This window comes from Deinococcus pimensis DSM 21231, from assembly GCF_000519345.1.
In the GTDB taxonomy this organism is placed as follows: Bacteria; Deinococcota; Deinococci; order Deinococcales; family Deinococcaceae; genus Deinococcus_A; species Deinococcus_A pimensis.
On record NZ_KI912618.1, the window covers coordinates 15,114 to 27,962 of the forward strand.

Here is a 12,849-nt window from a genome sequence, read left to right on the forward strand (position 1 = left end):
GATCCTCGCGGACGCGCGCGCGCGCATGGATGGCCTCGCGCGCACGCCGCACCTGCACGTCGTGCGCCTCGGCGAGGATCCCGGCTCGGTGAGCTACGTCCGCCTCAAGGACAGGAAGGCGCGCGAGATCGGCATGAACTCCACCGTGCACGCCCTTCCCGAGGAGACCACCGAGGCCGAACTGCTCGACCTCGTGGAGCGCCTCAACGCCGACGAGGACGCCAGCGGCATCCTCGTGCAGCTCCCGCTTCCCGCGCACGTCGACCCGAACCGCGTCATCGAGGCGATCTCGCCCGACAAGGACGTGGACGGCTTCCACCCGACGGGCGTGGGCCGCCTCTGGACGGGCGCGGAGGCGCTGCCGCCCTGCACCCCGCAGGGCATCATGCGCATGCTCGCGTTCTACGACATTCCCGTCGCGGGACGCCGCGCGGTCGTGGTGGGCCGCTCGAACATCGTCGGCAAGCCTCTCGCGGCCCTGCTCCTCGCCGCCGACGCGACCGTCACGATCGCGCACTCCCGCACGCCCGACCTCGGCGCGGTGACCCGCACGGCGGACCTGCTGTTCGTCGCGGTGGGCCGCCCGGAGATCGTCACGCCCGACATGGTGCGCGAGGGCGCCGTCGTCGTGGACGTGGGCGTCAACCGCGTCGGCACCACGCCGGAGGGCAAGGCCCGTCTCGTGGGGGACGTGCGGGCGGACGTCCGCGAGGTCGCGTCGGCCCTCACGCCCGTGCCGGGCGGCGTGGGACCGCTCACGGTCGCGCAGCTCCTCGCGAACACCGTCACGGCCGCCGAGCGTCAGCAGGCCCGCCGCGCGGGCGCGTGACGCGCGGGTCTCACGCTACACTGGGACTCCCGCATGGCTGAACTCTTCGAAAACCGCTGGCTTTGGACCGCCGTGCTCGCCAGCCTGGGCGCCCAGGTGCTCAAGGTCCTCCTGATCCTCGCGCTCACCCGCCGCTGGGAGCCCGACAAGTTCGTCGAGACGGGCGGCATGCCGTCGAGCCACACCGCGATGGTCGCGGCGCTCAGCACGGGCGTCGGCCTCACGCAGGGGCTCGGCAGCCCGCTGTTCGCGGTGGCGGTGGTGTTCTCCCTCATCGTGATGTACGACGCGACGGGCGTGCGTCACGCGAGCGGCCTGCAGGCGCGCCTCCTCAACGAGCTCGTCGCGGAGCTGCGCGAGGTCGTCCGCGAGGGCTTCGCGCCCGTGCCCCTGAGGGTGCTGCTGGGGCACACGTACCTGGAGGTCGCCGTGGGCGCGATCCTCGGGGTGCTCGCGGCCCTCGCGGCCTTCGTCTGGATCCCCTAGCGCTTCAAGGGGAAGGGGCCGCGCCCGGCGCGGCCCCTTCCCCTTGTTCTGCTCGTCAGATGGTGGGCGCGAGGCCCCGGAGCGCGCCGTCCACGATCGCGTCGAGGCGCTCCTTCGTGAAGGGCCGCTTTCCTTCCAGCAGGCCCGCGTCGCCGCCGTGCAGGTGCCAGTGCTTGCTGCCGCCCATGAGGCGCAGCTGCACGCTCTTCATCGCGACGTGCCGGGGCGACACCGCCGCGATGAGCAGGGGCTGCCCACCCTGGGCGAGCGCCGCGCTCGCGACGGTGGTGGGCAGGTCGAAGGGCCGCTCCATCCGGTAGATGTAGTCCGGGAAGTCGGAGACCTTCTCGTAGCTGAGGCCGCGCTCCCGGGCGATGTCCTGCATCCACCCGAGAAGCGCCGTCCAGTGCCTGTACAGCGCGGCGTCGTCTTGGCTCATGTGAGGGTAGTGTAACAAATCACGAGCGCGGGGGCGCACGAAGAACTCCCGGCGCCGCGCGGCGCCGGGAGCGGGGGGCTCAGTTCGTCGTGCAGTTCGCGTAGACCTTGACCTGCTGCTCGTGCGGGACGAACTCCGTCGGGCCGCTGCCCGTGGTGGAGGTGGGGCGCAGGTACAGCCGGAAGGCGCCCACCGCGTCCCCCTCGGGCGTGACGCGCCGCGCGCCCGGCAGGGACTCGCGGACGGTGATGGATTCCGCGCGCAGGCCGCTGCCCTTGCTGGCCCCGGCGGGCTTCGCGGACGCGTCGGCGGAGAAGGTCAGGGCGTACTGGCCCTTGCCGACGATGAGGTCGGAGGCGTCCACGTGCTCACGGTACACCGGGCCCTCGGTGCCGCTGCGGGTGCCGCGCAGTTCCACGTCCACGTGGTCGATGGTGCCGTTGAACCCGAAGGTGGCGGTCACGAAGTTGGAGGCGGGTTTTCCGTCCACCCGGTCGCACATCAGGTACTGCGGGGCGGCGCCTCGCGTGGTGTAGACCTGGTTGGTGGTGACGGTGGGCGGGGAGACGAGCCCGGCGTCCGGGGCGCCCTGCGAGCAGGCGCTCAGCAGGACCGCGAGGGCGGCGGGCGTCGCGAACTTCTTCACGCTTCTTATTCTGAAGCAACATCCTGACACGATTGTGACGCGCCCCGCGCGCTCCCGGCCGCGTGAGGGACGCGGCAGCGGACGATGAACGCCGCTCTCACGGGCCGCTCTCCCGCCCGTCACGTCCGGCGTGTCCGCGCGGTACAATGACCCGCCATATGGACGTCAAGGCCCAGCTCAAACTCGCCGTGGAGGACGCCGCCCGCTCGCTCGGCGCGGACCTCGACGCGGCCATCCAGGAAACCCCGCAGGACAAGCCCGGCGACTACGGCACGCCCGCGCCCTTCGTGCTCGCCAAGCAGCTGCGGCAGAACCCAGCCGCCATCGCGAGGTCCCTCGCCGAGAGCGTCCGCCTGCCCGAGGGCGTCGCCCGCGCGGAGGCCGTGGGGCCGTACCTCAACTTCTTCCTCGACGCGCCGTCCTTCGTGCGCGCCGTCGTCACCACGCCGGGCGCGCTCCCGGAGCGGCCCGGCAAGGTCATCGTGGAGCACACCAGCGTCAACCCGAACAAGGAGCTGCACGTCGGGCACCTGCGCAACGTCGTCCTCGGCGACAGCATGGCGCGTGTGTTCCGCGCGGCGGGCTACCGCGTGGAGGTGCAGAACTACATCGACGACACGGGCCGTCAGGCCGCCGAGTCGCTCTTCGCCCGCGACCACTACCACCCCGGCGACTGGCGGGCCGCCTTCGAGGCCTGGCAGAAGGAGCGCGCGGAGGCGGGCCGCAACACCCGCCTCGACCACTGGCTCGGCGAGCTCTACGTGCGCCTCAATCAGGACCCCGCCAAGGCCGAGCTGGAGCCCGGCATCCGCGAGGTGATGCACCGTCTGGAGGCCGGTGAGCTCCGCGAGGAGATCGAGCGGATGGTGCGCGCGCAGCTGGAAACGAGCTACGCGCTCGGCGCGGAGTACGACCTGCTCACCTGGGAGTCCGACATCGTCGGCAGCGGCTTCCTGCGCCGCGCGATGGACATCCTGGAGGCCAGCCCCTACACCTCGCATCCCACCGAGGGCAAGTACGCGGGCGCCTTCGTGATGGACATCAGCGAGTTCATCCCCGGGCTGGAGGACCCGATCCTCGTGCTGCTGCGCAGCGACGGCACCGCCACGTACACCGCGAAGGACATCGGGCAGCAGTTCTGGAAGTTCGGCCTGTTCGAGGGGCTCGGCTACCGCGAGTTCGAGGTGCAGCCCAGCGGCAAGGCGCTGTTCACGTCGCACCCGCAGGGCGAGCCGGACCGCCGCTTCGCGCACGGCACGGAGGTCATCAACGTCATCGACGACCGTCAGACGCACCCGCAGACGGTCGTGAAGGCGTCGCTGGCGGTCGCGGAGGCGCAGGAGCAGTACGAGCGCAGCTTCCACCTGTCCTACGGGACGGTGCTGCTCGAAGGCCAGACGATGTCGGGCCGCAAGGGCATCGTGCTGAGCGTCGACGACGTCCTCGAAGAGGCGCGCGCCCGCGCCCGCGCGGTCCTCGGCGACCGCGAGCTCACGGACCCGGAGGAGGTCGCGCGGATCGTCGGCATCGGGGCGCTGCGCTTCGCGATGCTGCGCAGCGAGCCGCAGCGGCAGATCGACTTCCGCTGGGATCAGGCGCTCGCGCTGCAGGGCGACACGGCGCCCGTGGTGCAGTACGCGGCGGTGCGCGCCGCGAAGATCGTCGCGAAAGCGCGGGAGGCGGGCTTCGATCCCGTGAACGCGGACTGGTCGCAGGTGACGCCGCTGGAGCTGGAGCTCGCCAAGCTCGTGGCGCGCGCTCCGGAGGTGCTGGACACGGCGGTGCGGGTGCATTCGCCGCACGTGGTGGCGCAGTACGCGCTGGACCTGTCGGGTGCGTTCAACGCCTGGTACAACCACAAGGACGAGGCGGGAGAGAGGGACACGAACGTGATGAAGTCCCCGGCGGGCCTGCGCGAGGCGCGCCTCGCGCTCGTGGAGCGCCTGCGCGTGGCGCTCGTGGACGTGCTGTCGTGGCTCGGCATCGAGGTGCCCGCCGAGATGTGAGGCGGGGGAGAGGGGGCGCGGTCCACGCGCCCCCTCTCCGTCATCGAGGATAATTTTATACAACAGTGGTAGGGAGTGAGGGGCGGCAGCACCCGACCACTCCCCGGTGCCCTCACCCCACCTTCCGCCCCACGAACAGCGTCCGCTTGAACGCGTAGAACACCGGCCTCCCGGGCCATCTGCGCCAGAGCTTCTCCCGGTACGCCTCGCGGAAGGCGTCCGCGTGCTCGCCGAGGCGCTCCAGGTACGGCACGAGGGCGGTGCCGCTCACCCAGGCGAGCAGGCCGTCGGCGTCGGCCATCACGGCGGGATAGACCTTCTCGTAGGCGGTGATGTCCGCCGCGCCGAGGCCGAAGAGGAGCTCGGCGTACTCGTCGATGCCGAGCACGGGCGACTGGCGTCCCACGGGAGCAGTGCCGCTTCGCGTCCAGCCGCCGAGGACGTCCGCGAAGGGCGCCTCACTCGCCGTCTCGGCGAGGAGGCGGTGGGTGGGGTGGTCGAAGTTGCTGGGCACCTGCACGGCGAGCGCGCCGCCGGGTGCGACCCGCGTCCAGAGGCGGGGGAGGAGGGCGTGGTGGTTCGGCACCCACTGCAGGGCGGCGTTGCTCAGGACGAGGTCGTACTCGCCGTCCACGTCCTCGATCCGGTCCTCGCGGAAGGTGAGGCGTTCCCCGGCGTGCTCCCGGGCGCGGGCGAGCATCTCGGGACTGCTGTCGAGCCCGGTGACCTCGGCGTGCTCGAAGACGCGGGCGAGGTGCGCGGTGAGCTCGCCGCTGCCGCAGCCGAGGTCGATCACGCGCCGGGGCGTGAGGTCACGGACGTGAGCGAGGAGGTCATGGAAGGGCGCGGCGCGTTCCTCGCGGAAGCGGGCGTAGGTGTCCGGGTTCCAGGGCATGTTCCGAGGGTACGGGACGCCGCGCGGCGTTCCGTGTCACTTCGTGGGGGACGACACGTCGCGGCTCAGGCGGCCGCCGAGCGCGCGGGGGCGCAGCACGTCCCGCGCGCGCCACGCGCCGAGCTCCTCGAAGGTCCGGACGAACCGCCACACCTGCGTGCGCAGGAGGGCCGCGACGAGGAACACGAGGTGGTAGCCCGTGAGGTGGACGGGACCGAGGTTCACGCCCTGCGTGCCGACGTGGGCGATGATCTGCCCGCCGATCGTCGCGGCGAGGAAGCCCACGACGCCCGTCGCGACGCCCATGACGGCCATGTAGGCGCTGCGGCGCTCTCTGGGCGCGTTCGCGAGGGCGAGGTTGGCGAGCGCGGCGCCGCCCGCCCCGGCGGCGGTCGCGTCGAACAGCGCGGACACCCACACGATCCAGGGCTGTCCGGGCGCGGCGAGCGTCCACACGAGCGGGAGCGCGCTGCCCGCGCCGACGGCGGCGATGGTGAAGACGGGTTTGTGCCCGACGCGGTCGGCGACGCGGCCCCACTGCGGCATCAGGACCATCCCGAGCGTCGCGACGAGCGCGCTGTAGATCGCGCCCTGGGTGAAGTGCAGGTGCAGTTCGCCGTAGAAGTAGGGGAGCATGAAGGGCGCGGCGAGGTTCCACGCGAGCGCCCAGTAGGCCTGCAGGACGATGAAGCGGCGGAAGTTGCGGTCGTGCAGGGGCGCGGTGAGGGTCTCGCGCAGCCCGAGCCGTTCGGTGGCGTGCGGGGGTTCCCAGTGGAGGCTCAGCAGGACCACCGCGAGGAGGCCGCAGACGACGGCGGCGGTGAGCATCACCTGGAACTTGAGGGGACTGGGCAGGTGGTCGAGCGCGAGGCCGCCGAGCAGGGCGCAGAGCATGCCGATCATGCCGTGGAGGCCGCCGCGGAAGCCGAAGTAGCGTCCGCGCTGCTTCTCGGGGACGACGTCGCCCATCCAGGAGAACCAGAGGGTGCCGTTGGCGGCGATGAAGACGTTGGAGAGCCCGATGAGCGCGAGGAGCGCCCACAGGCGCAGGTGTTCGGGGAGGAGCAGGATGAGCGGCGCGAGGATCCACAGGCCGCGTCCGACCCCGGCGGTGAGGAGCGCGAGGGGCTTGCGGCGTCCGGCGCGCCCGGCGAGGTAGGCGATCAGGGGCGTGAGGGCCTGCGCGACGAGCGGCATCCCGCCGAGCAGGCCGAGCTGGGCGGGCGTGGCGTGCAGGTACAGGGCGTAGCCGGTGAGGACGCTGCCGCCCGTCCAGACGATGAAGCCCATCGCGGGGACGCCCTCGAGGACGGAGAGGCGCATGGTGCGGCGGACGAGGTGTTCGGTGGTGTCGACGTTCGGGTGGGGCTCGGGGTGCTTCACGACGCCTGAGCTTAAGGCCAATTAAGGAGACCTTTATGAAAAACTCACGAGAGATGGAGAGCTGGGATGAGATCGGACAAGAGGACCTGGGTCGCTCGTCGTCATAAGCAAGTCTTTTATACACTAAAATGCCTTTGACGACACGCCATGAACCGGCCGGACACGGCCAGTCCACGAACGAAGAGCGCGCCACCCGGAGGCGGCGCGCTTCTCGTTCGGGCCCGTTCAGCCGACGCGGTGGAGGTAGACGCGTCCGCCCTCGACGTCGCTCTCGGCCTCGTAGCCGTCGGCGGGACCGTAGCTGAGGTCGTGCGCGAGCGTCTCGGAGGTGATGAGGTCCTGCCAGGCGCGGGCCGCCTCGAGCGTGTCGCCGTGGAGGTCGAGGGCGAGCCTGACGCGGTCGCTGACGTCGAAGCCGGCCTTCTTGCGGGTGTCCTGGACGGCGCGCACGAGGTCGCGGGCGAGGCCTTCGAGGACGAGGTCGCGGGTGAGGGTGGTGTCGAAGGCGACGAGGTCGCCGCCCTCCTCGGCGGCGGCGAGGCCCTGGGGGCTCCTGGCGTCGACGAGGACGCTCTCGGGGGTGAGGTGGAAGTCGTGCCCCTCGGCGCTGACGGTGAAGTTCTGGCCGTCCCGGACGGCGCGGGCGACGGCGGCGGTGTCGGCCTCGGCGAGGGCCTGTTTCAGGAGGGGCACCTGCTTGCCGTAGGTGCGGCCGACGACGGGGAGGTTGGGCCGCAGGGTGTAGCTGACGACGCTGGCGTAGGGGTCGAGGAGTTCGACGTCCTTGACGTTGAGTTCCTCGGCGATCTGGTCGCGCAGGCGGCCGAGGGCGGCGGTGTCGTCCGCCGTGCGGGCGCGGACGAGGACCTTCGGGAGGGGCTGGCGGGCGCGGAGGTTGTGCTGACCGCGCACGGCGCGTCCGAGGTCGACGACGCGCAGCACGGCGTCCATCTCGCGGACGAGGCGTTCGTCGTGGCGGGCGGGGTCGAATTCGGGCCAGGCGCACAGGTGCACGGATTCTGGCGCCTGCGGGTCGGTGACGCGGGCGAGGTCGCGGTAGACGACGTCGGCGAGGAAGGGCGTGAAGGGCGCGGCGAGCTTCGCGACGGTGACGAGGGCTTCGTGGAGGGTGGCGTAGGCGGCGGCGCTGTCGGCGCGGCCCGCGCTCTCGGCCCCCGAGGCGCCGCCGCGCCAGAAGCGGCGGCGGTTGCGGCGCACGTACCAGTTGCTGAGGTCGTCCGTGAAGCGCTCCAGGGCGCGGGCGGCGCGGCGGGCGTCGTAGCGTTCCAGGCCGTCGGTGACGTCGCGTTTGGTCTCCTCGAGACGGGAGAGGAGCCAGCGGTCGATCTCGGGGCGTTCGCTCACGGCGGGGGCGTTCGTGAGGTCGGGGCGGTCGATGTTGGCGTAGAGGTTGAAGAAGCCGTAGACGTTGTAGAAGGTGTTGACGAAGCCGCGCTGCGCCTCGCCGACGAGGCGTTCGCTGAAGCGTTTCTGGTCGCCGGGCTCGGAGGCGGTGAACATGTACCAGCGCACGCTGTCGGCGCCGTAGCGGTCGAACATCGGGAGGGGCTGGACGACGTTGCCCTTGCTCTTGGACATCTTCTTGCCGTGCTCGTCGACGATGTGGCCGAGACAGATGACGTTGCGGTAGGCGGGCTGGTCCATCAGGAGGGTGCTGATGGCGTGCAGGCTGTAGAACCAGCCGCGCGTCTGGTCGATGGCCTCGCAGATGAAGTCGGCGGGGAAGTGCTTCTGGAACTGCTCGCCACCGCTGACGACCTCGCCGTCGGGGTCCTGCATGAGGTGCCACTGGGCGTAGGGCATGCTGCCGGAGTCGAACCACACGTCGAGGACCTCGGGGACGCGGCGGTAGACCTTGCCGCCGCGCTCGAAGGTGACGTCGTCGACGTAGGGGCGGTGCAGGTCGAGGCCCTCGAGGTCACGCCCGGCGAGTTCGGAGAGTTCGCGGACGCTGCCGACGCAGACGACGTCGCTGCCGTCCTCGGCCATCCAGAACGGGAGGGGCGTGCCCCAGTAGCGTTCGCGGGAGATGGCCCAGTCGACGTTGCCTTCGAGCCACTTGCCGAAGCGGCCGTGCTTGATGTTGGCGGGCACCCAGTTGATCTTCTCGTTCTCCTCGACGAGCCGCCCCGACATGCGGGCGGTGCGGACGTACCAGGAGGGCTTGGCGAAGTACAGGATGGGGTCGCCGGTGCGGTCGTGGAAGGGGTAGCGGTGGTGGATCGTGCCGGCGTGGTACATGAGGCCGCGGTCCTTCATGTCGCGGATGAGGCCCTTGTCGGCGTCCTTGAAGAACTGGCCCTTCTCGTGCGTGACGGTCATGCGGCCGTGGTCGTCGGTGCCGAACACGAGGGGCGTGCCGTACCTGCGGGACAGTTCGAGGTCCTCGGCGCCGTAGACGGGCGCCTCGTGCGCGACGCCGGAGCCGTCGTCCGCGGTGACGAAGTCGGCGAGGGCGACGAAGTGCATGCGGGGCGCACTTCCGGCGTCTTCGCCGTCGGAATGAGCCGTTGAGCGGCCTTCCACGCCGAGGTCCTTCACGACGTCCGGGTAGGGCTGCTGGTAGCCCCAGAATTCCAGGTCGCGGCCGCGCAGGCGCGCGAGGACCTCCAGGGGGGCTTCCTTGGGCCGCAGCGCGCTGAGGCGTTCCACGGCGTCCTCGGCGACGATGACGGGCCCCATGGGAGAGCGCGCGACGACGTACGTGAGCTCCGGGTTGACGGCGGCCATGGTGTTGGACGGCAGGGTCCAGGGGGTGGTGGTCCACACGACGAGCGCGAGGCCGTCGAGGGACGCGAGGTCCACGCCCTGCCCGGTCAGGGCGGCGCGCACGGCGTCCGGCGTGGTTTCCGGCTTGACGGGGAAGCGGACGTAGACGCTGGGGTCGTCCACCCACTGGTAGCTGTCCTCCTCGCCGAGCTCGGCCTTGCTGAGGGTGGTGCTGATGCGCGGGCTGAGCGGCACGACCTTGTAGTCGCGCTCCACGAGCCCGCGGTCCCAGAGGCGGCGCAGGAGGTTCCAGACGCTCTCGATGTAGTCGTTGGTGTACGTGACGTAGGGATCGCCGAGGTCCACCCAGTACCCGAGGCGCTCGGTGAAGTAGTTCCAGTCCTGGATGGTCGTCCAGACGCTCTCGCGGCACAGGCGGTTGAATTCCTCGAGTTCCTCGCGGCTGGCGCCGTGGTTGCGGCCGAGCAGGCCGAGCTTCTTCTCGACGCTGATCTCGACGGGGAGGCCGTGGGTGTCCCAGCCGCCCTTGCGGGTGACGTGGTAGCCGCGCATGGTCTTGTAGCGCGGGAAGAGGTCCTTGAACGACCGCGCGAGGACGTGGTGCAGGGCGGGCTGCCCGTTAGCGGTGGGGGGGCCCTCGTAGAAGACGAACTCGGGGCCGTCGCGCTCCTGGGTGCGTTCGAAGACCCGTTCGCGCTTCCAGAAGTCGAGGATCTCCGCTTCGAGCGCGCGGTAGTCGGGCTGGGTGGGGACCTCGCGGAAGAGGGGGGCGGTGGCGGTGGCCTGGTCGTCTCGCATGTCGCTCCTTTCGGTCGGGTCGGGGAGCAGAAAAAGGCGCGCCCCGGCTCGTGCTGGGGCGCGTCCCCGTGGAGTCGCGCGGTACCACCCAACTTCACCCTGGCCCCCTGGGGGGCGCGTAGGGCCTCGTGTGCCCGCTGTCGGGGGGCGTCCGGTCCGGTCTACTGCGCCCGTGGGGCGGTTCTTCGGACGGCGCGGGAGGTGATCTTCTTCGCGGGCCGGTCCACCGGGCTTCCACCGTCCCCGGTTCGCTGCTGGCGGCCCCGCGCGTACTCGTCCTCTCGTTCGCCTGCGGGTTGTGGTCCTCCTCCGATTGGGTGTTCGTCACGGAGGTGGACGTACCGGACATGCTACGATTCCGCATCCCTGTCGTCAACGCGCTCTTTCACCTACGGGGCCTTCGCCGCAAGGCGGGGTGCTGTTCGTGTGGAGCGCCTAGAATGAGGGGCAGGAGCGCCGCCGCCGTCGCGGCGCGGGGAGGACGACATGAAGTTCTTTATCGATACCGCCATCATCGAGGAAATCCGTGAGATCAACGCGTGGGGCGTCCTGGCGGGCGTGACCACCAACCCGACGCTGATCGTCGCGTCGGGCCGCAACTTCCACGAGGTCGTCCGTGAGATCGCGGATCTCGTGCAGGGCCCGGTGTCGGCCGAGGTGACGAGCCTCGACGCGGACGAGATGGTCGAGCAGGGCCGCGAGCTCGCCGCCCTGAGCCCGCACGTCGTGGTGAAGCTCCCGCTGACCCCGGCGGGCCTGACGGCCTGCCACGCGTTGACGGAGGCGGGCATCCGCACGAACGTGACCTTGTGCTTCAGCGTGCCGCAGGCGCTCCTCGCGGCCCGTGCGGGCGCGACGTACATCTCGCCCTTCGCGGGCCGCGTGGACGACATCGCCGGGGACGGCATCGAGCTGGTCCGGCAGATCCGCGAGGCGTACGATCAGGCGGGCATCACGACGGAGGTCCTCGCGGCGTCCATCCGGCACAACCAGCACGTGGTGCAGGCGGCCCTGGCGGGCGCGGACGTCGCCACGATCCCCTACAAGGTCTTCAAGCAGATGGTGAAGCACCCCCTCACGGACGCCGGGCTGGAGGGCTTCATGAAGGACTGGGCGCGTGGCCGTGAGATCGCGGAGGGCGGCGGGAAGTCGCCCGAACCCGTGACGGAGGGAACGCCCCGTCCATGATGGAGCCGACCATGCGGCCGGACGAGACCGGACTGAAGTTCCAGGACCTGCAGAGCAAGATCCTGCCGGAACTGCACCTCATCGCGGCGGGGCTGGGCATCGACAACTACCGCAAGCTGAAGAAGGACGCGCTGGCCCTCGCGATCCTGGAGAAGCAGGCGGCGGGCGCGGGACAGCAGCTCGCGCGCGGTTATCTGGAGATCAGTCCGGACGGGTACGGCTTCCTGCAGGAGAACCTGCTGGACGCGGACTCGCGCAGCGTGCTGGTGTCGGCGGGGCTGATCAAGCAGTACCAGCTGCGCACCGGGGACAGCGTGATCGGGCGGGCTCGGCCCCCGCGTGAGAACGAGCGGTACGGCACGCTGATGCGGGTGGAGGCCGTGAACGGTCTCGATCCGCAGGCGGCGGCGGCGCGTCCGCGCTTCGACGACCTCACCCCCACCTTCCCGGATCAGCAGCTGGTCCTGGAGGACCCCACGATGGACGAGGGCAACGCCCTGCGCGTCGTGGATCTGCTCTGCCCGATCGGGCGGGGGCAGCGCGGGCTGATCGTCGCGCCGCCCAAGGCGGGCAAGACGACGCTGCTGAAGAAGATCGCGAACAGCATCGTGAAGAACTACCCGGACGTCACGGTGATGGTGCTGCTCGTCGACGAGCGTCCCGAGGAGGTGACGGACTTCCGTGAGAGCGTGCAGGGCGCGCAGGTGATCGCGTCCACCTTCGACGAGCCGCCGCAGAATCACGTGCGGGTCGCGGAGTTCGTGCACGAGCGGGCGCGGCGCATCGTGGAGGAGGGCGGGCACGTGGTGATCCTGCTGGACTCCATCACGCGCCTGGCGCGCGCGAACAATCTCGTGACGCCCCCGACGGGCCGGACGCTCTCGGGGGGCCTCGACAGCAACGCGCTGCACTGGCCGAAGCGCTTTCTGGGCGCGGCGCGCAACATCCGCGGTGGGGGCAGCCTGACGATCCTCGCGACGGCGCTCGTGGAGACGGGCTCGCGCATGGACGACGTGATCTTCGAGGAGTTCAAGGGCACGGGCAACATGGAGCTGGTGCTGTCGCGCCGCCTGGAGGAGCGCCGCATCTTCCCGGCGATGGACATCCTGAAGTCCGGCACGCGCCGCGAGGAGCTGCTGCTGCGTCCGGAGGTGCTGCACAAGATGTGGCTGCTGCGCAAGGTCATCAGCGACATGGATCCCGCCGAGGCGATGGACATGCTGCTGGGCCGGATGGGGAAGACCGCGAACAACGCGGAGTTCCTCGCGACGCTCGCGGCGCGCTGAGCTCCGGCGTGGGGGCGGCGGCTCGTGAGGGCCGCCGCCCCCGCTCTCGTTTGACTCTCATGAACTTTTATTTATGATGACCGGGTGTTCTCATCCCGCTCCTCCCGGCGTGTCCTGAGCCTGCTGCTGGCGTGTGGCACGC

The 12,849-nt window shown here is 70.7% G+C and carries 10 protein-coding genes; 5 read left to right on the plus strand and 5 right to left on the minus strand.

The features are described from left to right. Position 1: 1 nt before the first annotated feature. Both DEIPI_RS27620 and DEIPI_RS0101540 read left to right on the plus strand, forming a co-directional pair. A complete protein-coding gene (locus DEIPI_RS27620) occupies positions 2-829 on the plus strand; it encodes a bifunctional 5,10-methylenetetrahydrofolate dehydrogenase/5,10-methenyltetrahydrofolate cyclohydrolase (RefSeq protein WP_245588489.1) in 828 nt (275 codons plus the stop codon). Positions 830-862: 33 nt separating this feature from the next. Continuing rightward, positions 863-1,315, plus strand: a complete 453-nt coding sequence (locus tag DEIPI_RS0101540) for a divergent PAP2 family protein (RefSeq protein ID WP_027480626.1) — start codon at positions 863-865, stop codon at positions 1,313-1,315. Between the two features lie 55 nt (positions 1,316-1,370). Here DEIPI_RS0101540 and DEIPI_RS0101545 read toward each other — a convergent pair whose 3' ends face one another. Beyond that, positions 1,371-1,754 (minus strand): NADH-quinone oxidoreductase subunit 15, encoded by a 384-nt coding sequence (locus DEIPI_RS0101545; protein ID WP_027480627.1) that lies wholly within the window; start codon positions 1,752-1,754, stop codon positions 1,371-1,373. Between the two features lie 79 nt (positions 1,755-1,833). Beyond that, entirely contained in the window at positions 1,834-2,400 is a 567-nt protein-coding gene (locus tag DEIPI_RS0101550) for a hypothetical protein (RefSeq protein ID WP_027480628.1), read from the minus strand. 158 nt (positions 2,401-2,558) lie between these two features. On the opposite strand from DEIPI_RS0101550, the gene DEIPI_RS0101555 reads away from it, so the two are divergent. Further along, positions 2,559-4,406: an arginine--tRNA ligase gene (locus DEIPI_RS0101555; protein ID WP_027480629.1), complete on the plus strand. Its 1,848-nt coding sequence runs from the start codon at positions 2,559-2,561 to the stop codon at positions 4,404-4,406. Between the two features lie 112 nt (positions 4,407-4,518). Here the strand turns inward: DEIPI_RS0101555 and DEIPI_RS0101560 are convergent, their stop codons facing one another. From DEIPI_RS0101560 to ileS, 3 genes are all read right to left on the minus strand, one after another. Continuing rightward, the gene (locus tag DEIPI_RS0101560) at positions 4,519-5,301 is read right to left on the minus strand and encodes a methyltransferase domain-containing protein (RefSeq protein WP_027480630.1); all 783 of its coding nucleotides are present in this window, start codon (positions 5,299-5,301) and stop codon (positions 4,519-4,521) included. A 36-nt stretch (positions 5,302-5,337) separates the two neighbouring features. Then, positions 5,338-6,684, minus strand: a complete 1,347-nt coding sequence (locus DEIPI_RS27625; RefSeq protein WP_052351568.1) for an MFS transporter — start codon at positions 6,682-6,684, stop codon at positions 5,338-5,340. A gap of 225 nt (positions 6,685-6,909) precedes the next feature. Continuing rightward, positions 6,910-10,233 (minus strand): isoleucine--tRNA ligase, encoded by a 3,324-nt coding sequence (ileS, locus tag DEIPI_RS0101570; RefSeq protein ID WP_027480631.1) that lies wholly within the window; start codon positions 10,231-10,233, stop codon positions 6,910-6,912. A gap of 486 nt (positions 10,234-10,719) precedes the next feature. On the opposite strand from ileS, the gene fsa reads away from it, so the two are divergent. Further along, the gene (gene fsa, locus DEIPI_RS0101575) at positions 10,720-11,421 is read left to right on the plus strand and encodes a fructose-6-phosphate aldolase (RefSeq protein WP_027480632.1); all 702 of its coding nucleotides are present in this window, start codon (positions 10,720-10,722) and stop codon (positions 11,419-11,421) included. Between the two features lie 11 nt (positions 11,422-11,432). Further along, entirely contained in the window at positions 11,433-12,707 is a 1,275-nt protein-coding gene (gene rho / locus DEIPI_RS0101580) for a transcription termination factor Rho (protein WP_425387823.1), read from the plus strand. Positions 12,708-12,849 lie beyond the last annotated feature (142 nt).

Bases quoted from the DNA above. Each gene is read 5' to 3' on its own strand.
- DEIPI_RS0101540 (WP_027480626.1), top strand. From the start codon at position 863: ATGGCTGAACTCTTCGAAAACCGCTGGCTTTGGACCGCCGTGCTCGCC.
- fsa (WP_027480632.1), top strand. From the start codon at position 10,720: ATGAAGTTCTTTATCGATACCGCCATCATCGAGGAAATCCGTGAGATC.
- DEIPI_RS0101560 (WP_027480630.1), bottom strand. From the start codon at position 5,301: ATGCCCTGGAACCCGGACACCTACGCCCGCTTCCGCGAGGAACGCGCC.
- rho (WP_425387823.1), top strand. From the start codon at position 11,433: ATGCGGCCGGACGAGACCGGACTGAAGTTCCAGGACCTGCAGAGCAAG.
- DEIPI_RS0101555 (WP_027480629.1), top strand. From the start codon at position 2,559: ATGGACGTCAAGGCCCAGCTCAAACTCGCCGTGGAGGACGCCGCCCGC.
- DEIPI_RS0101545 (WP_027480627.1), bottom strand. From the start codon at position 1,754: ATGAGCCAAGACGACGCCGCGCTGTACAGGCACTGGACGGCGCTTCTC.
- ileS (WP_027480631.1), bottom strand. From the start codon at position 10,233: ATGCGAGACGACCAGGCCACCGCCACCGCCCCCCTCTTCCGCGAGGTC.